The following is an 18448-nucleotide window of genomic DNA, read 5'->3' as shown; positions in this document are numbered from 1 at the left end:
GTAGACCGAACGAGTGGAACCCGCGAATTCCGCCCGATTCGACGATCACGCCCCGGTGCTTTGTCGAGAGGCGGACTTGTGGTGTAGACAACTGGACTACCGCGACCAAGCGGTTCGGATCAGGGAGAACAGAGATGGCCACCAAGGCTGAGAAGATCGTTGCCGGGCTCGGCGGCATCGACAACATCGAAGAGGTCGAGGGCTGCATCACCCGCCTGCGGACCGAGGTCGTCGACCCCGCCAAGGTCGACGAGGCCGCCCTGAAGGCCGCCGGCGCCCACGGCGTCGTCAAGATGGGCACCGCGATCCAGGTCGTCATCGGCACCGACGCCGACCCCATCGCCGCCGAAATCGAAGACCTCATGTGAAGAGCCGGCATCGTCCCCGGCTTCACACCCTGAACGGGTCCCTCACCACCGCGGGAGGGGCCCCTTCCGCAGCTACGGCTAGGCTCAGCGGCATGTCTCGAATCGACGGCCGCACCCCCCAGCAGCTCCGCCCGATCACCATCGAACGTGGCTGGAGCAAGCACGCCGAAGGCTCCGTCCTCGTCTCCTTCGGCGACACCAAGGTCTTCTGCACCGCCTCCGTCACCGAAGGCGTCCCGCGCTGGCGCAAGGGCAGCGGCGAAGGCTGGGTCACCGCCGAATACTCCATGCTGCCCCGCTCCACCAACACCCGAGGCGACCGCGAGTCCGTCAGGGGCCGCATCGGCGGCCGCACCCACGAGATCTCCCGCCTCATCGGCCGCTCCCTGCGCGCCGTCATCGACTACAAGGCGCTCGGCGAGAACACGATCGTCCTCGACTGCGACGTCCTCCAGGCCGACGGCGGCACCCGCACGGCGGCCATCACCGGTGCCTACGTGGCGCTGGCCGACGCCGTCGCCTGGGCCCAGCGCAAGAAGCTCATCAAGGCCGGCCGCCAGCCCCTCACCGGCACCGTCTCCGCCGTCTCCGTCGGCATCGTCGGCGGCGTCCCCCTCCTCGACCTCTGCTACGAGGAAGACGTCAAGGCCGACACCGACATGAACGTCGTCTGCACCGGCGACGGCCGCTTCGTCGAGGTCCAGGGCACCGCCGAGGCCGAACCCTTCGCCCGCGACGAACTGGACGCCCTCCTCGACCTCGCCGTCGCCGGCTGCGCGGAACTCACCACCCACCAGCGCACCGCGCTTGATACCGTCCCCGAAAAGTAAAGGGCGCACCAAGGCAGATGCTCGGCACGGGCAACCGTGCCGAGCATGCTCGCGTCTGAAGAGGTACGGGCGCACGGCTCATCCCCGGGCGCTCGGCCAGCCACACGGGCCGACCGGCCCGACCGACGAGAGGGACCGTTCCATGGCCGCGAGCCGCCGACGCCGCACCGCAGCCGTCGCCGCCACCCTGGCGGCCGTCGCGCTGACCGCCGGACTCACCACCGGCTGCGCCGCCGTCGACAAGGCGCTGGACTGCGTCCAGACCGCCGACGCCATCGCCGACAGCGTCACGGAACTCCAGCAGGCCGTGGACAACGCGGCGGGCGACCCGACGCAGCTCGACGAGTCCCTCGACTCCATCGACAAGAACCTCGGCGAGATCGGCGACAAGACCGACAACACGGACGTCAACAAGGCCGTGGACGACCTCAACAAGGCCGTCGACAACGTCCGTACGTCGATCAAGAACGGCGACGAGACGCCCGACATCAGCCCGGTCACGGACGCGGCGGGCGAACTGACGAAGGTCTGCACACCGTGACGCTGCGCCAGCTGGGCCGGGCCTCTCGTGTGCCGGGTTTCTGTCGGAGGACGGGTGCGGGTCCGCGGGGGCTGGTCGCGCAGTTCCCCGCGCCCCTGGAGGGGCACCCCGGCCCGGCGGCGCTGCGGCGATACTGGGGGCCATGACCCGCCTGATCCTCGCCACTCGTAACGCCGGAAAGATCACCGAACTCCGCGCGATCCTCGCCGAAGCCGGACTGCCGCACGAACTCGTCGGGGCCGACGCCTACCCGGACATCCCCGACGTCAAGGAGACGGGAGTGACGTTCTCCGAGAACGCCCTCCTCAAGGCCCACGCCCTGGCCCAGGCGACGGGCCTCCCCGCGGTCGCCGACGACTCAGGCCTCTGCGTCGACGTCCTGAACGGCGCCCCGGGCATCTTCTCCGCCCGCTGGTCCGGCCGACACGGCGACGACAAGGCCAACCTGGACCTGCTCCTCGCCCAGCTCTCGGACATCGCCGACGACCACCGCGCCGCCCACTTCGCCTGCGCGGCGGCCCTGGCCCTGCCCGACGGCACGGAGCGCGTGGTCGAGGGCCAACTCCGAGGCACCCTCCGCCACGCCCCATCAGGCTCGGGCGGCTTCGGCTACGACCCGATCCTCCAGCCGGAGGGGGAATCACGGACCTGCGCGGAACTGACCCCTGACGAGAAGAACGCCATCAGCCATCGGGGGCAGGCGTTTCGGGCGCTGGTGCCGGTGGTGCGGGAGCTGTTGGGCTGAGCCCAGGAGAAACGGCCTGCGCATCGAGTCTTCGATTCGCAGGCCGTATCTCGTGCGGCGGAAGGGATTCGAACCCTCAAGCCCGGTCAGGGGCCACAGGACCTAAACCTGCTGCGTCGCCGTTGCGCCACCGCCGCTAGCCGCCTGTCATCGTACCGGGAGCAGCTTGCCGTCTCTTGCCTCCCCTGCACCAGGTGCTGGTGATCGCGTGGCAGTTGGGGCACAGCAGCCGCAGGTTCTCGCGCCGGTCGTCGCTCCAGTCCCCGTTGATGTGATCCACCTCCAGCGTCATGGGCTTGCCCCGCCACTCGGGGCCGATCCCGCACCGTGCACACTGCTCGGGCACGCCGACATCGCTGAGGGCGCGGCGCAGCAGGGAGGTCGTGGTCCTGTGCTTGCCGTCGTGCCGGACCAGAATTTCCGCGGGGCGCTTGGCAGGGATCGTTCCGGGCTTGCCTCGATTGTGTGCCTGTCCCAGGAAGTGCGCCGTGTCGAGGTGTTCCTCGGCGATCCGCTGGCGCAGGGTGGCCCTCTGCCCGCCGTTGTCCGGCCGTCCCAGGCGGCGCAGCACTTCTGCGAGGGAGACGGACTCGGCGACCGCAACGCGCAGTTCCTCGGGTGTGGGCCGTGCGCGTCGACGGCTCATGCGGCACGCTTCCGGCTGCGGCCCCGGTAACTGTCCGTCGTCGAGTGGCAGTTGGGGCAGAGAAGGCGCAAGTTCTCGACCCGGTTGTTACACCAGTTGCCGTCGATGTGGTCTACCTCCAGGGGTAGCGGTTCCCCTAGCCAGACCCCTTCAACGCCGCACAAGGCGCAGCGCTCCTCTACACCCAGCTCGCGCATGGCCCTCTTGAGCCGACTGCTCGGGACGCGCTGGGCCGACGTAACCTCGACGAGGATCTCGTCGGCGGTTCGGCGACGTTGGTTGTACCTCATCCGCTCGGTTCGTACCATCGGCGTGAAATGCGACGTGTCGATCCCGTACGCCTTGATCCGACGGCTGATGTGCGTGTGATGCCCGCCCACCACCTCAAGCCCGAGATGCCGTAACACCTCGCACATGTTCGTCGACGCTCCAACCGCACGTTCGAGGACGTCTCTCGTCCACTTCACGCCCTCCCGCTCGAAGTGCGACACGTCCACCCCGAGCTTCTTCATCCGGCCGAACACATACCGCCGTGTCGAACTCCGGGGATCCACCCCCAGCCTTCCCAACGCCTCCGACAACGTCCTCGCCCCCCGAGCCGCCTCTTCCAGCCGCTCCCTGGTGTACGCACTGGCCCCCATGACCCGCTCTCCGTCCTCGACCGCCCGTTCGTGGTCTCGCACGGAGTAACGAACCGACTATCGGACAGTCACGCACGAAAAGCGGAGCGGCTCGTGCCGGGTCTTCCCGGTACGAGCCGCTCCAGCGGAACCCGCGGTGTCTCAGACCCCCAGATCCTTGATGATCTTGGCCACGTGGCCCGTCGCACGCACGTTGTACAGCGCGCGCTCGACCTTGCCCTCCTCGTCCACGACGATCGTGGAGCGGATGACGCCCATGTAGGTCTTGCCGTAGTTCTTCTTCTCGCCGAAGGCGCCGTAGGAGTCCAGGACCCGCTTGTCCGGGTCGGCGAGGAGGGTGATCTTGAGGGACTCCTTGTCGCGGAACTTGGCCAGCTTCTCGGGCTGGTCGGGGGAGATGCCGATGACGTCGTAGCCCGCGCCCGTCAGCAGCTCCAGGTTGTCCGTGAAGTCGCAGGCCTGCTTGGTGCAGCCGGGGGTGAGGGCGGCCGGGTAGAAGTACACGATGACCTTGCGGCCCTTGTGGTCCGCCAGGGACACCTCGGTGCCGTCGGCGTCGGGGAGGGTGAAGGCGGGGGCCACGTCCCCCGGCTGGAGTCGCTCGCTCATCGGACCAGGGTAACCGGGGGTCCTGACGGTGCTATGAGCCGTGGAGCTGACAGACTGTCCGGCACAGGCTTTATACCGACTTCGGAGGCGACACGGTGGCGGACACGGCGGACACCAGGACCCCGGCGCAGATCGAGGCGGACATCAGGCGCCGTCGCGAGACCCTGGCCGAGACCCTCGACGAGATCGGGGTGCGGGTGCATCCCAAGACGATCGTCGGGGACGCCAAGGCCAGGGTGGCGTCCAATATCGATCACACCCTCGGGCGTGCGTACGTGGGGGTCAACCGGGCCGTCACCGACGTGCGGTCCCGGTTCGTGGGCGAGGACGGCGCGCCGCGCCTGGAGCGGGTCGTGCCGGTCGCCCTCGTGGTGGTCGGTGTGGTCGGGCTGCTCGCCCTCGGCACGCGGCGGCGCAAGGGCTGACCCGACTGCGGACGTTCACGGCGAAGACAGGTAGGTTTCAGGGCGTGAGCGCCAACAGAAACGAGCACAGCACCCACCCGGACAAGCTGCCCATCCGGATGCTGCACGACCGCGTACTCGTGCGGCAGGACACCAGCGAGGGCGAGCGGCGTTCGGGCGGCGGCATCCTGATTCCCGCCACGGCGGCGGTCGGCCGGCGGCTGGCCTGGGCCGAGGTCGTCGCGGTGGGGCAGAACGTACGGACCGTGGAGCCGGGCGACCGGGTTCTGTTCGACCCGGAGGACCGCGCCGAGGTCGAGGTGCGGGGCATCGCGTACGTGCTCATGCGCGAGCGTGATCTGCACGCCGTGGCCGCGGACCGGTTCGAGGGGTCCGAGGACTCGACGGGCCTCTACCTGTAGTCCCAGAAGGAGAAGAAGGGGCCGGTGACCGTTGTCACCGGCCCCTTCGTCGTGGCGTTTGCTACGTTGGAGGGACCCGACGAGACGCGCCGTACCGGGACCAAGGCAAAGACGACGCACCGACACCGTCAGCCTGTCTCCCGGAGGTCCGTCATGGCCTGGGTTCTGCTCGTCGTCGCCGGTCTGCTCGAAGTCGGGTGGTCGATCGGTATGAAGTACACCGACGGCTTCACCCGCCCGCTCCCCAGCGTTCTCACCGGCGCCGGGATCGTCGTCAGCATGCTGCTGCTGTCCCAGGCCGCCAAGACCCTGCCCATCGGTACCGCCTACGGCGTGTGGGTGGGGATCGGGGCGGCCGGGGCGGCGGTGGTCGGTATGGCCGTGCTGGGGGAGCCTGCCACCGCCGCCCGGATCTTCTTCGTGTGCCTGCTGCTGGTCGCCGTGGTGGGGCTGAAGGCGACCTCAGGTCACTGAGCCGGCCTATTCGCGGCGTGCGCCCTGCGGGACCACGCCCCAGCCGGGGCCGGTGGGAGCGCCGCCGGCGCCGCCGTCGGCCGTGCCGCCGCCTTCCGTGGTGCCGCCGTCGGCCGTGCCGCCGCCCTCCGTCGTGCCGCCGTCGCCGGTTCCGCCGTCCGCGGTGCCGCCGCCGGTGGGGGACTCGCCTCCCGTGCTGCCGTCGGTGGTGCCGCCGTCGGTCTGGCCCTGGGTCTGGCCCTCGGGCGCGCTCGGGGTCTGGCCGGGCGACTCGGTGCCGGTCTCCTGGTCGCCGGGGGGCGTGCTGCCTTCGTCGGCCGTGCCGCCCGTGGTCGGGTCGACGGGGGTCTCGGTGCTGGGGGCCTGCGAGACATCGGAGCCCGGCTGGAGCCTGAGGTCGAACTCGGTGACCGGCTTGCCCTTGAGGGCGTCCTGGGTGAACTGCGTCCAGATCTCCGTGGGCGCCCCGCCGCCGTTGATGCGGGCCTCGCCCAGCGCGCCGTACAGCGACTTGTGGGCGGCGGTGACCGGGTCCTGGCCCATGACGGAGACGACGGTGGCGAGCTCGGGGGTGTAGCCCGCGAACCAGGCCGCCGTGTCCTCCTCGGCGGTGCCGGTCTTGCCGGCGACGGGGCGGCCCGCTGCCTGTGCGGCGGAGGCCGTGCCGTTCTGGACGACGCTCTGCAGCATCGAGGTGGTGGTGTCGGCGGCCTCGCGGCTCACGGCCTGCCGGGTGCGCCGCTCGGGCAGTTCCACGGGCGTGCCCGCCTTGATGACCTTGTCGACCATCGTGTAGGTGCCGTGCCTGCCGTGGTTGGCGAGCGTGGCGTACGACTCCGCCATCTCGAGGACGCTGGCGGTGGCCGTGCCGAGAGCGATGGCGGGGCCGTCGGCGAGGTCCGGGGTGGTCTCGGGGATGCCCAGGTCGATCGCGGTCTGCTTGACCTTCTGGGGGCCGACGTCGGCGGCCATCTGCGCGTACACCGAGTTCACGGAGCTGTCGGTGGCCTCGGTGACGGTGATGGGGCCGTAGGAGTGCTGGTCCTCGTTCTCGGGGGCGTACGGGTCGCCGGCCCAGCCCTGGACGGTTCGCTTGTTGGTGCCGTCGTAGATCGTGTTCGGGGTGATCACGCGGCCGTCCTGGGTCCGCGAGCCGTTCTCGACGGCCGAGGTGAACACGAAGGGCTTGAAGGTGGAGCCGACCTGGAAGTCCCTGCGGGTGGCGTTGGGGGTGTACTGCTTGACGTAGTCGACGCCGTTGTACATCGCCACGACCTTGCCGGTCTTGGGGTCGACGGCGGCGCCGCCCGCGCGTACGTACGTGTCGACCTTGTTGTTCTTCTTGTCCAGTTTGGACATGAGCTTGTCGTTGACGGCCTTCACGAAGGCGTCCTGCTTGTTCTTCTGCAGGGTCGTGGTGATGCGGTAGCCGCCGGCGTCGAGCTTGTCCTCGTCGATGATGTTGTTCTGGGTGAGGTAGTCCTTGACGATCCGGACGATGTAGCCGCGCTGCCCGGACATGCCCGTGGAGAGGGTGGACTCCTTCGGCATGGGGAACTTCATGCCGGCCCGCTCGGACTCGCTGAGCCAGCCCTTCTTGACCATGCCGTCCAGGACGTAGTTCCAGCGGGATTCGGCGGCCTTGCGGTTCTCGGGGTGGGCGACGACGTCGTACTGGCTGGGCGCGTTGACGAGCGCGGCGAGGTAGGCGGCCCGGGCCGGGTCGAGGTCGGTGGCGTCCATGCCGTAGTAGGCCTGGGCGGCGGCCTGGATGCCGTAGGCGTTGCGGCCGAAGTAGCTGGTGTTGAGGTAGCCCTCGAGGATGTGGTCCTTGCTCTGCTCGCGGTCCAGCTTGATGGAGATGAAGAACTCCTTGGCCTTGCGCGTGACGGTCTGTTCCTGGCGCAGGTAGTAGTTCTTCACGTACTGCTGGGTGATCGTGGAGCCGGACTGCTTGCCCTTGCCGAGGGCGGTGTTCCAGGCGGCGCGGATCATGGCCTTGGGGTCGACGGCGGACTCGGTGTAGAAGTCGCGGTCCTCGGCGGCCAGGATCGCGTGCTGGGCGTCCTTGGAGATCTGCGGGAGTGTGACGTTCTCCCGGTTGATCTCGCCGTCGCGGGCGATCACCGAGCCGTCCGCGTAGAGGTAGACGTTGGCCTGCTTGGTGGCGAGCGCGTTGGCCGGCGGGATCTGGACCAGCGAGTAGCCCAGGAAGAAACCGCCGACCAGCAGCAGGACGACGATGATGAAGCCGCCGAGCGTCATGCGCCAGGTCGGGATCACCCGGCGCCAGCCGGTCCGCTTGCGTTTCCCGCCGGGCTTGGCCTGCGGTTCGTCAGGGTCGCCGATCGCCTGCATCTGCGCCGTGCCCGGGCCGTCGCCGGCCTGAGGCCGTGGCGTGGCCGGGGCGCCGGCCGCCTGGGCTCGCGGCGTGCCCGTGGCCCCGACGGCCCGGATCCGCACGGTGCCCGGGTCGTTGTCGCCCTGGGGGCGAGGTGCGGCCGGGGTGCCGTCCGCCTGGGCGCGTGTCGTGTCCGGGTCGCTGTTCTTCTGGGCGCGTGGCGTGCTGGAGGCGCTGACGGCTCGGATCTGTACCGTGCCCGGGTCGTTGTCGGCCTGGGGCCGTGGCGTGGCCGGGTCGTTGTCGCCCTGGGGGCGAGGTGTGGCCGGGGTGCCGTCCGCCTGGGCGCGTGGCGTGTCCGGGTCGCTGTTCTTCTGGGCGCGTGGCGTGCTGGAGGCGCTGACGGCCCGGATCTGCACCGTGCCCGGATCGTCGTCGGCTTGGGGCCGTGGGGTGGCCGGGGCGCTGTCCGCCTTGGCCGGTGGCGTGCCCGGGTGGCTCTTCGCCTTGGCCGGTGGCGTGCCCGGCTTGCCGTCCGCCTTGGCCGGTGGCGTGCCCTGGTTCCCGTCCCCCTCGGCCCGCGGCGTGCCCGGATTGCCGTCCCCCTCGGTCCGTGGCGCGGTCGGGTCGCCCTCCGGCCGGGGTCGTGCCGTGCCCGGGGCGTCGTCAGCCCGGTCCCGTGGCGTGCCCGGGGCGCCGTCCGGCTGCGGCTCTCTCGGTGCCCGCCCCGGTGTCGGCTGCTGCGGCTGAGGCTCGTCACTCATGTCGTGCACGGACTCCTGTTTCGCGTCGTACGTCGTTCCCGTACGTCTCTGCTCGCTCTTGCGCCCCTGTGATGAAGACTGTCCCATCCGGCGATCAGTTCCCTGATCGAGGGCCGTGTCGCGAGCCGTGTGGAGAGGCGGGCGGCGTGCGGGCGAACGTACAGGCGGCCGCAGGGTCAATTGAGCTATCCTGCACGCCTGTTCGAATCGCGATCTTGCTTGCGCGAGATTCGCCTGAAGGGGGACTCGACCGAAGATGCGACTGCTCGCACGCTCCGCCCTGGCCGGCACCGCCGCCACGCTGCTCGCCCTGGCCACGGGCGCCTCTGCCCACGCGGACGGAACGGATCGTACCGTCTGGGCCGGTGCCGACTGGAACGTCACGCCCCACGCGGACTCCGGCGGCAAGGCCCACATCCAGACGTACGGCGAGGTCTTCACCATCACCGACCTCGCCAAGGACGGCCACTCGACCATCGGGATCATCTCGATCGGCGGCGAGGGCAACACGTACTACTACTGGAACCGTGACGGAGTGAACACGACCCGCACGCTGAACCTCGACATCAAGGAGGGCACGCCGATCACCATCAAGGCGTGCATCGGCGACTGGAAGGGCAACCCGGACAACCCCACCGCCGGGATCATCTGGGAGAAGTGCAGCGGCTGGGCGCAGACCGACGCCTGATCGAACTTCGCGTGGGGCGCTCCGGGCACGGCCCGGGGCGCCCCACGGCGTTCCCCGGACGGAAAGTCACGGCACGCGAAAACCCTTGGCACGCGTGATCCCCGGCCCACTAGGCTCCTGCGCTTCGGTGTCCCGAGGCGAGGAGGGCTGTGGATGTGGGCTCGGGACGGTTGTACGCGGCCGTCGCGGCGGGCGGCTTCAGGCGGTACGCGACGTACCGGGCGGCCACGGTGGCCGGGGTGTTCACCAATACGGTCTTCGGCGTCATCCTCGTCTACACGTATCTCGCGCTCTGGGACGAGAAGCCGCACCTCGGAGGGTACGACCAGGCGCAGGCCGTGACGTATGTCTGGCTGGGGCAGTGTCTCTACGCGACGCTGGCGATCCAGGGCGGGGGCGCCGAGAAGGACCTGATGGAGCGCATCCGCACCGGTGAGATCGCCGTCGACCTGTACCGGCCGGCCGATCTGCAACTGTGGTGGCTCGCGGGCGACGTGGGGCGGGCGCTGTTCCAGATGCTGGGGCGGGGCGTGATCCCGTTCGCGTTCGGCGCGGTCTTCTTCCCCATGGCGCTGCCGACGTCGGTCACCCCTTGGCTGGCCTTCGTGGTCACGCTCCTGCTGGCGACGGTGGTCAGCTTCGCCATCCGCTACCTGGCGGCCCTGAGCGTGTTCTGGCTGATGGACGGCATGGGCGTCAACCAGGTCCTGATGGTCACGGGGATCTTCTTCTCGGGCATGGTGCTGCCGCTGAACGCCTTCCCCGGGGCGCTCGGCGAGATCGTGCGGGTGCTGCCGTGGGCGGCGCAGATCCAGATGCCGGCGGATGTGCTGATGGGGGAGACCGACCCGCTGCGGGCGTTCGCCTTCCAGGCGGCGTGGGCGGTGGCGCTGCTGGCGGCCGGACGGCTGCTGCAGTCGGCGGCGACACGGCGGGTGGTGGTGCAGGGTGGGTGAGCGAAGTGCCGAGGTGGCCGAGCGCGGTGCCCTGGCCGAGGGGCTGCGGGCCTATCGGCTGATCGCCGGGATGTGGATCCGGTCCAGCATGACCTACCGCACCTCCTTCGTCGTCACGGTGTTCGGCAACCTCACGGTGACGGGCCTGGACTTCGTGGGGATCCTGCTGATGTTCTCGCAGGTCGACTCCCTGGGCGGCTGGTCACTGCCCGAGGTGGCCTTCCTGTACGGGCTGTCGGTGACGGCGTTCGGGATCGCCGACCTGCTGCTCGGCTCGATGGACGTCCTGGGCGCCCGGATGCGCGACGGCTCCTTCGACACGCTGCTGGTGCGGCCCGCGCCGGTGCTCGCCCAGGTCGGCGCCGACCGCTTCGCGCTGCGCCGCCTGGGCCGGATCACCCAGGGCGCCGTGGTGCTGGGCTGGGCGCTGGTCTCGGTGGACGTCGACTGGACTGCGACGAAGGTGCTGCTGGTGCCGGTGATGGTGGTCAGCGGCGCGGCGATCTTCTCGGCGGTGTTCGTGGCGGGCGCGGCCTTCCAGATCTTCGCGCAGGACGCCGCCGAGGTGCAGAACGCCTTCACGTACGGCGGGACCACGCTGCTGCAGTATCCGCCGAGCGTGTTCGGGAAGGATTTGGTGCGCGGGGTGACCTTCATGCTGCCGCTCGCCTTCGTCAACTGGGTCCCGGCCGCCTATGTGCTGGGCCGTCCGTACCCCATCGGCCTGCCGCCCTGGGCGGCGTTCGCCTCGCCCTTGGTGGCGGTGGCCTGCTGCCTGCTGGCGGGGGCGGCGTGGCGGACGGGGCTTCGTTCCTACCGGAGTACAGGGAGTTGAGGTGACCGAGGTGGACAGCGGGTTCATCGACAGCGCCTTCATCGAACTCGACGGTGTCGAGAAGGTCTTCGACGTACGCAAGAAGACCGGCTTCATGAAGCGGGAACTACGGCAGGTACGGGCCGTCGACTCGATCTCCTTCCGGGTGGAACGCGGTGAGATGGTCGGCTACATCGGCCCGAACGGCGCCGGCAAGTCGACCACGATCAAGATGCTGACCGGCATCCTCACCCCGAGCGCCGGCCGGCTGCGGGTCGCGGGCATCGACCCCTCCCGCGAACGCACCCGGCTCGCGCACCGTATCGGTGTGGTGTTCGGGCAGCGCACCACGCTGTGGTGGGACCTGCCGCTGGTGGACTCCTACCGGCTGATGCACCGTATGTACCGGATCCCGGACGCCCGTTACCGCGAGAACCTCGACCGCCTGGTCGAACTCCTCGACCTGGGCGACCTGCTGGACGTACCGGTACGGCAGCTCTCCCTGGGGCAGCGGATGCGCGGCGACATCGCGGCGGCGCTGCTGCACGACCCGGAGGTGCTGTACCTCGACGAGCCGACCATCGGTCTCGACGTCGTCTCCAAGTCCAAGGTGCGGGAGTTCCTGCGGGAGATGAACGCCGAGCGCGGCACGACGGTGCTGCTGACCACGCACGACCTGCAGGACATCGAGCAGTTGTGCAAGCGGGTGATGGTCATCGACCACGGGCGCATGATGTACGACGGTCCGCTCGCCGGGCTGCACGAGGCGGGGGAGAGCGAGCGGACGCTGGTGGTGGACTTCGAGCGGGAACTGCCCCCGATCGACGCCCCGGCACCCGCCCGGGTCGTCCGGGTGGACGGTCCGCGGCAGTGGCTGGCGTTCCCGGCGGCGGAGTCGGCGGCGCCACTGGTGGCGCGGATCGCGGCGGAGTACCCGCTGGTCGACCTGTCGGTGCGGGAACCGGACATCGAAGCGGTGATCGCAAAAATGTACGCCGAGCGCGCGACCGCATAGTGCCCGTGACCGGTAACTCGTAGGCTGCTGTACATGACCGACGACGCAGCCCCGGATCTCCGCGCCTCCGACGCCGACCGTGAACGGGTCGCCGAAGTCCTGCGGGACGCCCTCGCGGAGGGACGTCTCGACATGACGGAGTTCGAGGAGCGGCTGGACGCGACCTACCAGGCGCGGACGTACGGGGACCTGGTGCCGATCACCCGGGACCTGCCGGCCTCGGGTGCCGCGGTGCCCGCCGTGTCGCTGAGCAAGGACCCCGCCACGGGGTCGGACTGGCCCGGGCGGATCGTCAGCGGCGAGGGGTCCTCGACGTGGGCCGTCGCCGTGATGTCCGGCTTCCAGCGCAAGGGGCACTGGACGATGCCCCGCCGGTTCACCTGCCTGGCCTTCTGGGGCGGCGGGGAGATCGACCTGCGCGAGGCCAGCTTCGCGGACCGCGAGGTCGAGATCAACGCGATCGCGATCATGGGCGGGGTGGACGTCATCGTGCCGCCCGGCGTCGAGGTCGTGGTGCGCGGCATCGGGATCATGGGCGGTTTCGACCACCGCGAGGAGGGTGTGCCGGGGGAGCCCGGGGCGCCGCGCGTGATCGTGACCGGGTTCGCCTTCTGGGGCGGCGTCGGGGTCCAGCGGAAGGTGACGCGGGCGCAGAAGCAGCGGCTCAAGGAGGAGCGGCGGCGGGAGAAGCTGGAGCGCCGGAGCAACGGCGAGTACTGAGCGTCGTCGGCCAGTACTCGGCGTCGTCCGCCTACAGCTCGGCCGGCGCCGAACCCTTCAGGCTCTCCAGGTCGAACTCCTCGGCCATCCGCGCGTACCCCTTGTCGCTGGGGTGCAGATGATCGCCCGAGTCGTAGTCGGCACGCAGCCGGCGCGGGTCGTAGGGGTCACGCAGCGCCTTGTCGAAGTCGGCCACCGCGTCGAAGACCCGGCCCGCCCGGATCTCGGCGTTGATCTGCTGCCGGACCGACTCCCGCGGGTCCGTGTAGCCGCGATGCCCGTAGAACGGCATCAGGGTCGCGCCGACGACCTTCAGGCCGCGGGCGTGAGCCTGGCCCACCATGGTGCGCAGGCCGTCGAGTATCGCGTTCGGGTCGGCGAGCCGCCGGTTGCGCAGGATGTCGTTGACACCGAGGTCGATGACGACGACCTTGGCGTTCGTCCGCTCCAGCACGTCCCGCCCGAAGCGGTTGAGCCCGCTGGGGTTGTCGGCCGGGCGGCCCAGCCCGTCCGTGAGGACCCGGTTGCCGCTGATGCCCTGGTTGACGACGCTGTAGCGGGGCAGGTCCCGCCCGGCGGCGATCTCCGCGCGTAGCCGCTGGGACAGCACGTCCGTCCACCGCCTGTTGGCGCCCGCGGTGGAGGTGATGCCGTCGGTGAGGGAGTCGCCGAGGACGACGACCGTGCCGTCGGACTCGTTGCTCAGCACGTCCAGCGCCGTCAGGTAGCGCCAGTAGGTGCTCTGCTCGGTGTACGGCGTGCCCGTCGTGTCCTGGGCGTGGTCACCCCGGGCGACGTAGGAGGTCTGCCGGGCGTGCGGGTGGTACGTCACCGGGCCGGAGCTGGTCGGTGTGTACGTGGTGATCAGGACGTCGGCGTCGTGCGGGATGACGACGCGCACGACGTCGCTCATCACCTGCCGGCCGGGCGGGATGACCACCGTGGGGCCGCCGTTGAAGGTCAGCTGCCGCATGGTGTCCGAGAGCGCGGCGGGCGTACCCGCGGCGGCGGCCACGGCGATCGAGGCCTGCGTGATGCTCAGCGGCGACTGGCCGTAGAGATTGGACAGCGTCACGCGGGCACTCGTACCGCCGACGCTGGTGTGGACGACGTTGCGTACCGAACGGTTGGCCATGCCGGTCGTCTCGGTGCCGGGCTCGGCGCCCGCCGGCGAGGTGGACCAGGTGCCGACCCAGGTGCCGGTGGAGGCGGGGGCGGCGGAGTTGTTCGGAAGACGGCCGTCGGCCCGGCTGTTACGGGACTGCGTGCCGTCGTCGGTCGCCACTCCGACATATATGGCGGCGGAAAGGGCCACAACCGCTGCGACGATCGCCGCGAGCAGGGAGTAACCACGACCCCGGGTCATGCTGTTCAGTTCTCCTCCAGCGATGGGAGCCCAAGGCTCCGATCTGATGTGCCCATGATGCGTCATGGGCAGGGGGAAGCTGACAGGACCCCTGGCATTACCCCCTCCCGACAGACGCCGGGAACTCCTGTTCCGTTCCAGGAGTCGGTCAGGAAGGGACAATGTGTGCGGGATCACCGAGCGGGTGGAGCGGATGGAACGGATGAAAGTGGAAGAAAAGGTCGGTGCCGAGGGGCAGCATGCCCGCCCCGGCGCCGCCGTGAACCGTGCGATGACGAGCTTCAGCCCGGCGGACGAGGAAAAACAGCGCGGCGTACGCCGTATGAAGCTCACCGCCACCGGGCTCCTGCTGTTCGTGGCCGTGGTCTACATCCTCACCAAGTGGGCCCAGAACTCCGGCGCCGGCCCCTGGGCGGGCTATGTCGCCGCCGCCGCCGAGGCCGGCATGGTCGGCGCGCTGGCCGACTGGTTCGCCGTCACCGCCCTCTTCCGCCACCCCCTCGGCATCCCCATCCCGCACACCGCGATCATCCCCACCAAGAAGGACCAGCTCGGCGTCTCCCTCGGCGAGTTCGTCGGCGAGAACTTCCTCTCCGAGGACGTCGTACGGCAGCGGCTGCGCGCCGTCGGCATCGGCAGCCGCCTCGGCGCCTGGCTCGCCGTCCCCGAGCACGCCGACCGGGTCACGGCGGAGCTCTCCACCGCCCTCAGGGGCGCCCTGACGGTCCTGCGCGACTCCGACGTCCAGGCCGTGGTCGGCGAGGCCATCACCCGGCGCGCCAACGCCCAGGAGATCGGCCCCGGCATCGGCAAGATGCTGGAGAAGGTCGTCGCCGACGGCGGCCACAAACGCGTCGTCGACCTCGTCGTCACCCGCGCGCACGACTGGCTGGTGCTGCACCGCGACGAGGTGATGGACGCCGTGGAGGGCGGGGCCCCCGGCTGGACGCCGAAGTTCGTCGACAAGAAGGTCGGTGAGCGCGTCTACAAGGAGCTGCTGCGCTTCGCCACCGAGATGCGCGACATGCCCGCCCACCCCGCGCGCGGCGCCCTCGACCGCTTCCTCACCGACTTCGCCTCCGACCTCCAGTCCGACACCGAGACCCGCGCCCGCGTCGAGCGGCTCAAGGGCGAGGTGCTGGGCCGCGGCGAGGTCCAGGACCTCATCGCCAGCGCCTGGACGGCCGTACGATCCATGATCGTCGCCGCGGCGGAGGACGAGCGCAGCGAGCTGCGGCTGCGTGTACGGGCCTCGCTGCTGTCGCTGGGCTCCCGGATGGCGGGCGAGCGGAAGGTGCAGGACAAGGTCGACAAGTGGGTGGAGGACGCGGCCGTGTACGTCGTCACCACCTACCGCAAGGAGATCACCTCCCTGATCACGGACACGGTGGCGAGCTGGGACGCCGAGCACACCACGCGGAAGATCGAGGCGAACATCGGCCGCGACCTGCAGTTCATCCGGATCAACGGCACGGTGGTCGGCTCACTGGCGGGCCTGCTGATCTACACGATCTCGCACGCGCTGGGTGCGTAGCGCGCTCCGGGTGCGACGGGTTCGGGGCGGCACGCCTCGGGGCGTCACGCTTCGGGGCGTCACGCTTCGAGGCGTGAGAAAAACCGGTCAGGGCACTCGATCCCGGTTCCGCTCGACGAGGAGGGGGCCCATGACCACCGCACAGGCCGGGACCGGCCGAACCATCACCACCGACATCCCCGCCCGCCTCGACCGCCTCCCGTGGTCGCGCTGGCACTGGACGATCGTGATCGGCCTCGGCACCGTGTGGATCCTCGACGGCCTCGAAGTCACCGTCGTCGGCAACATCGCCAGCCGCCTGTCGGAGCCCGGCAGCGGCCTGCCCATCACCTCCGGCGAGGTCACCGGCATGGCGGCCGCCCTGTACGTGGCCGGAGCCTGCTCGGGCGCCCTGTTCTGGGGCCGCCTGACCGACAAGTGGGGGCGCAAAAAACTCTTCATGATCACCCTGGCGGTGTATCTGGGGGCGACGGCGTTGACCGCCATCTCCTTCGACACCTGGTGGTTCTTCCTCTTCCGCTTCCTCACCGGCTTCGGCATCGGCGGCGAGTACGCGGCGATCAACTCCGCGATCGACGAGCTGATCCCCAAGGAGTACCGCGGCCGCACCGACCTGATGATCAACGGCAGCTTCTGGCTGGGCGCGGTCTTCGGCTCCCTGCTGTCGATCGTCGCGCTGGACACCGACATCTTCGCGGCGAACGTCGGCTGGCGCCTCACCTTCGCGCTCGGTGCGGTCCTGGCCCTGGTGATCCTGCTGGTCCGCCGGCACGTCCCGGAGAGCCCCCGCTGGCTCCTCATCCACGGCCGTGACGACGAGGCGGAACGCATCGTCTCCTCCATCGAACGCAAGATCGAGGAGGAGCGGGGTGAGCCGCTGCCGCGCCCGGAGGGCGAGATCACCATCCACCAGCGCCGCAGCGTCTCCTTCCTGGAGATCGGCCGCACGGTCTTCTCCGACTACCGCCGCCGCGCGATCCTCGGCTTCTCCCTCTTCATCGGCCAGGCCTTCCTCTACAACGCCATCACCTTCGGCTTCGGCGCGATCCTGACGACGTTCTTCGACGTCCCGAGCGGCAACACCGGCTACTACTTCGCGGTCATCGCGCTCGGCAACTTCTTCGGCCCGCTGCTCCTGGGCAAGCTCTTCGACACGGTGGGCCGCCGGATCATGATCTCCGGCACCTACCTGCTCTCCGGCCTGCTCCTCTTCGGCACGGCCTGGCTCTTCGACCAGGGCTCGCTGAGCGCGGCCACCATGACGGCCTGCTGGTGCGCGGTCCTGTTCTTCGCCTCGGCGGGCGCGTCCAGCGCCTACCTGACGGTGTCGGAGGTCTTCCCGATGGAGACCCGCGCCATGTCCATCGCCTTCTTCTACGCCATCGGCACGGCGGCCGGCGGCATCAGCGGCCCGCTCCTCTTCGCCGACCTCACCGAAACGGGCGTGGTCGCCGACACGGCCCTCGCCTTCCAGATCGGCGCGACCCTGATGTGCCTCGCGGGCCTGGCGGCGGCGATCCTCGCGGTGAAGGCGGAACGCCGCTCCCTGGAGGACATCGCGAAACCGCTGACGGCGGAGAAGGAGCCGTAGCAGGTAGGCGGCGGCGGTGGAGACCCGCGTTACCGAGGCCAGGGAGCTGCTGACCTTCCATATCGAGAGCCTCAGCGAACTCCCCGGCTGTGTCCACGACTTCAACGGCGTCCGGCGAGAGTCCCGTTAACCCCTGGGTCAGGCGAACTCCGACTCAGCCTCGTAGTGCATCTGAGCGCGGTCGAGAATGTCGTCCGGATCATGGCCTCGGGCGCTGGTCCAATGGAGCAGATCAGCGATCAACTCGACCGCCGACTCGACAAGGCTCACGTCACCGCCTCGCCCGTGTGGGCCTAGCCCGCGTGCGGCGCTCTCGTAGTTTTCGAGTACCGCCACAGCACGCTCGACGCGGCGGCAGCCACGCACCCCGCCGTTGAGGGGAATTTCGCACCAGACGGCCTTGCCTGCTGCGGTCACAAAGGTGCCCCAGTCGATTGCAACCGCTGCGAGTAGATGTAAGCCACGGCCGCACTCATCTCCGCATCCCGCCTCTCTGATTGTGGGCATGACCGGGCTCTTGTCGTGCACTTCGAGGCGTAGGCGCTCCGGCCGTCTCTCAAGGATCAGGGTCGCCGACGCCCCTTCACCGACATGTTTGACGACATTGGTGGCCAGCTCCGCGATGAGGAGCTCTGCTTCATCAGCAGCGACGAGCACCCCCCATCGACAGAGCTGCTGCACGGCGGCTCTTCTCAGCATGCGCACCTCCGTCGGCGCCGCTTCGAAGGGCAGCACACAGCGCAATCGTGACTCCGGGACTTCGCAGCCAGGCATGACGTCCTCCCTACGTAGCCACGCAACGCGCTCGATCGCGCCGTATCCGTACGGCTGCGCTGCGTAGCGCTCGACAGAGAGCATGACACAGAGAAATTGCACTGTGTAGCTTCTCATCAGAATCTATCGGGTGAATCGGGTGGTGAGCCCAGTTGCCGCTACTTAGCCTGATGGGCGTCCTACGGGCTGAGGCCCGGCACATGGT

20 protein-coding genes, 1 tRNA gene and 1 riboswitch are annotated in these 18448 nt (G+C 69.6%); of the genes, 14 read left to right on the top strand and 7 right to left on the bottom strand.

Annotation, left to right across the window (positions count from 1 at the left end; translation table 11 throughout):
* Positions 1–134 precede the first annotated feature (134 nt).
* The 4 genes from AC07DF_RS37500 (at position 135) to rdgB (ending at position 2484) form a co-directional block, all read left to right on the top strand.
* Positions 135–368: a PTS sugar transporter subunit IIB gene (locus AC07DF_RS37500; protein WP_020270294.1), complete on the top strand. Its 234-nt coding sequence runs from the start codon at positions 135–137 to the stop codon at positions 366–368.
* A gap of 92 nt (positions 369–460) precedes the next feature.
* The gene (gene rph / locus AC07DF_RS37495) at positions 461–1198 is read left to right on the top strand and encodes a ribonuclease PH (RefSeq protein ID WP_478981367.1); all 738 of its coding nucleotides are present in this window, start codon (positions 461–463) and stop codon (positions 1196–1198) included.
* A gap of 142 nt (positions 1199–1340) precedes the next feature.
* Positions 1341–1739, top strand: coding sequence for a hypothetical protein (locus AC07DF_RS37490; protein WP_478981365.1), 399 nt, complete (start codon positions 1341–1343; stop codon positions 1737–1739).
* A gap of 142 nt (positions 1740–1881) precedes the next feature.
* Positions 1882–2484: an RdgB/HAM1 family non-canonical purine NTP pyrophosphatase gene (gene rdgB, locus AC07DF_RS37485; RefSeq protein ID WP_478981363.1), complete on the top strand. Its 603-nt coding sequence runs from the start codon at positions 1882–1884 to the stop codon at positions 2482–2484.
* 53 nt (positions 2485–2537) lie between these two features.
* Here the strand turns inward: rdgB and AC07DF_RS37480 are convergent.
* The 4 genes from AC07DF_RS37480 to bcp form a co-directional block, all read right to left on the bottom strand.
* Positions 2538–2621 (bottom strand) — tRNA-Leu (locus tag AC07DF_RS37480).
* Positions 2621–3130: an HNH endonuclease gene (locus AC07DF_RS37475; protein ID WP_478981361.1), complete on the bottom strand. Its 510-nt coding sequence runs from the start codon at positions 3128–3130 to the stop codon at positions 2621–2623. The genes AC07DF_RS37480 and AC07DF_RS37475 overlap by 1 nt, the downstream gene beginning before the upstream one ends.
* Positions 3127–3771 (bottom strand): HNH endonuclease signature motif containing protein, encoded by a 645-nt coding sequence (locus AC07DF_RS37470; RefSeq protein WP_478981569.1) that lies wholly within the window; start codon positions 3769–3771, stop codon positions 3127–3129. The genes AC07DF_RS37475 and AC07DF_RS37470 overlap by 4 nt, the downstream gene beginning before the upstream one ends.
* Before the next feature lie 141 nt (positions 3772–3912).
* Positions 3913–4380 carry a thioredoxin-dependent thiol peroxidase gene (gene bcp / locus AC07DF_RS37465; RefSeq protein WP_478981359.1) on the bottom strand — a complete coding sequence of 156 codons (468 nt, stop codon included), beginning with the start codon at positions 4378–4380 and terminating at the stop codon, positions 3913–3915.
* A 95-nt stretch (positions 4381–4475) separates the two neighbouring features.
* On the opposite strand from bcp, the gene AC07DF_RS37460 reads away from it, so the two are divergent.
* From AC07DF_RS37460 to AC07DF_RS37450, 3 genes are all read left to right on the top strand, one after another.
* Complete coding sequence (locus AC07DF_RS37460) at positions 4476–4805, top strand: DUF3618 domain-containing protein (RefSeq protein WP_399025439.1); 330 nt, start codon at positions 4476–4478, stop codon at positions 4803–4805.
* 44 nt (positions 4806–4849) lie between these two features.
* A complete protein-coding gene (locus AC07DF_RS37455) occupies positions 4850–5206 on the top strand; it encodes a GroES family chaperonin (RefSeq protein WP_094052261.1) in 357 nt (118 codons plus the stop codon).
* A gap of 53 nt (positions 5207–5259) precedes the next feature.
* A riboswitch (guanidine-III (ykkC-III) riboswitch) is annotated at positions 5260–5327 on the top strand.
* Positions 5328–5359: 32 nt separating this feature from the next.
* Complete coding sequence (locus AC07DF_RS37450; protein ID WP_184593181.1) at positions 5360–5680, top strand: DMT family transporter; 321 nt, start codon at positions 5360–5362, stop codon at positions 5678–5680.
* 6 nt (positions 5681–5686) lie between these two features.
* Here AC07DF_RS37450 and AC07DF_RS37445 read toward each other — a convergent pair whose 3' ends face one another.
* The gene (locus AC07DF_RS37445; protein WP_478981356.1) at positions 5687–8785 is read right to left on the bottom strand and encodes a transglycosylase domain-containing protein; all 3099 of its coding nucleotides are present in this window, start codon (positions 8783–8785) and stop codon (positions 5687–5689) included.
* A 256-nt stretch (positions 8786–9041) separates the two neighbouring features.
* Between AC07DF_RS37445 and AC07DF_RS37440 the strand changes: the two genes are divergently transcribed.
* The 5 genes from AC07DF_RS37440 to AC07DF_RS37420 all read left to right on the top strand — a co-directional run bounded on the left by AC07DF_RS37440 (position 9042) and on the right by AC07DF_RS37420 (position 12978).
* The gene (locus AC07DF_RS37440; RefSeq protein WP_454360189.1) at positions 9042–9473 is read left to right on the top strand and encodes a hypothetical protein; all 432 of its coding nucleotides are present in this window, start codon (positions 9042–9044) and stop codon (positions 9471–9473) included.
* Positions 9474–9628: 155 nt separating this feature from the next.
* Positions 9629–10429 carry an ABC transporter permease gene (locus AC07DF_RS37435; protein WP_478981567.1) on the top strand — a complete coding sequence of 267 codons (801 nt, stop codon included), beginning with the start codon at positions 9629–9631 and terminating at the stop codon, positions 10427–10429.
* 13 nt (positions 10430–10442) lie between these two features.
* On the top strand, positions 10443–11264 hold the full coding sequence (locus tag AC07DF_RS37430; protein ID WP_478981565.1) for an ABC transporter permease: 822 nt from the start codon (positions 10443–10445) through the stop codon (positions 11262–11264).
* Between the two features lie 25 nt (positions 11265–11289).
* Entirely contained in the window at positions 11290–12258 is a 969-nt protein-coding gene (locus AC07DF_RS37425; RefSeq protein ID WP_478981563.1) for an ABC transporter ATP-binding protein, read from the top strand.
* 33 nt (positions 12259–12291) lie between these two features.
* The gene (locus tag AC07DF_RS37420) at positions 12292–12978 is read left to right on the top strand and encodes a DUF1707 SHOCT-like domain-containing protein (RefSeq protein WP_478981353.1); all 687 of its coding nucleotides are present in this window, start codon (positions 12292–12294) and stop codon (positions 12976–12978) included.
* Between the two features lie 31 nt (positions 12979–13009).
* On the opposite strand, the gene AC07DF_RS37415 is transcribed toward AC07DF_RS37420, so the two are convergent.
* The gene (locus AC07DF_RS37415; protein ID WP_478981351.1) at positions 13010–14344 is read right to left on the bottom strand and encodes an SGNH/GDSL hydrolase family protein; all 1335 of its coding nucleotides are present in this window, start codon (positions 14342–14344) and stop codon (positions 13010–13012) included.
* Between the two features lie 202 nt (positions 14345–14546).
* Here AC07DF_RS37415 and AC07DF_RS37410 point away from each other — a divergent pair, with 202 nt between their 5' ends.
* Together AC07DF_RS37410 and AC07DF_RS37405 are read left to right on the top strand one after the other, a co-directional pair.
* Positions 14547–15878, top strand: a complete 1332-nt coding sequence (locus AC07DF_RS37410) for a DUF445 domain-containing protein (protein WP_478981349.1) — start codon at positions 14547–14549, stop codon at positions 15876–15878.
* A 130-nt stretch (positions 15879–16008) separates the two neighbouring features.
* Positions 16009–17469 carry an MFS transporter gene (locus AC07DF_RS37405; protein ID WP_478981347.1) on the top strand — a complete coding sequence of 487 codons (1461 nt, stop codon included), beginning with the start codon at positions 16009–16011 and terminating at the stop codon, positions 17467–17469.
* A 138-nt stretch (positions 17470–17607) separates the two neighbouring features.
* On the opposite strand, the gene AC07DF_RS37400 is transcribed toward AC07DF_RS37405, so the two are convergent.
* Positions 17608–18327 (bottom strand): ATP-binding protein, encoded by a 720-nt coding sequence (locus AC07DF_RS37400; protein WP_478981345.1) that lies wholly within the window; start codon positions 18325–18327, stop codon positions 17608–17610.
* Positions 18328–18448: the final 121 nt, after the last annotated feature.

The organism is Streptomyces sp. NPDC044719 (assembly GCF_056433405.1).
The sequence above is the reverse complement of the archived record's forward strand: the minus strand, read 5'-3'. Positions and strand labels throughout refer to the sequence as shown.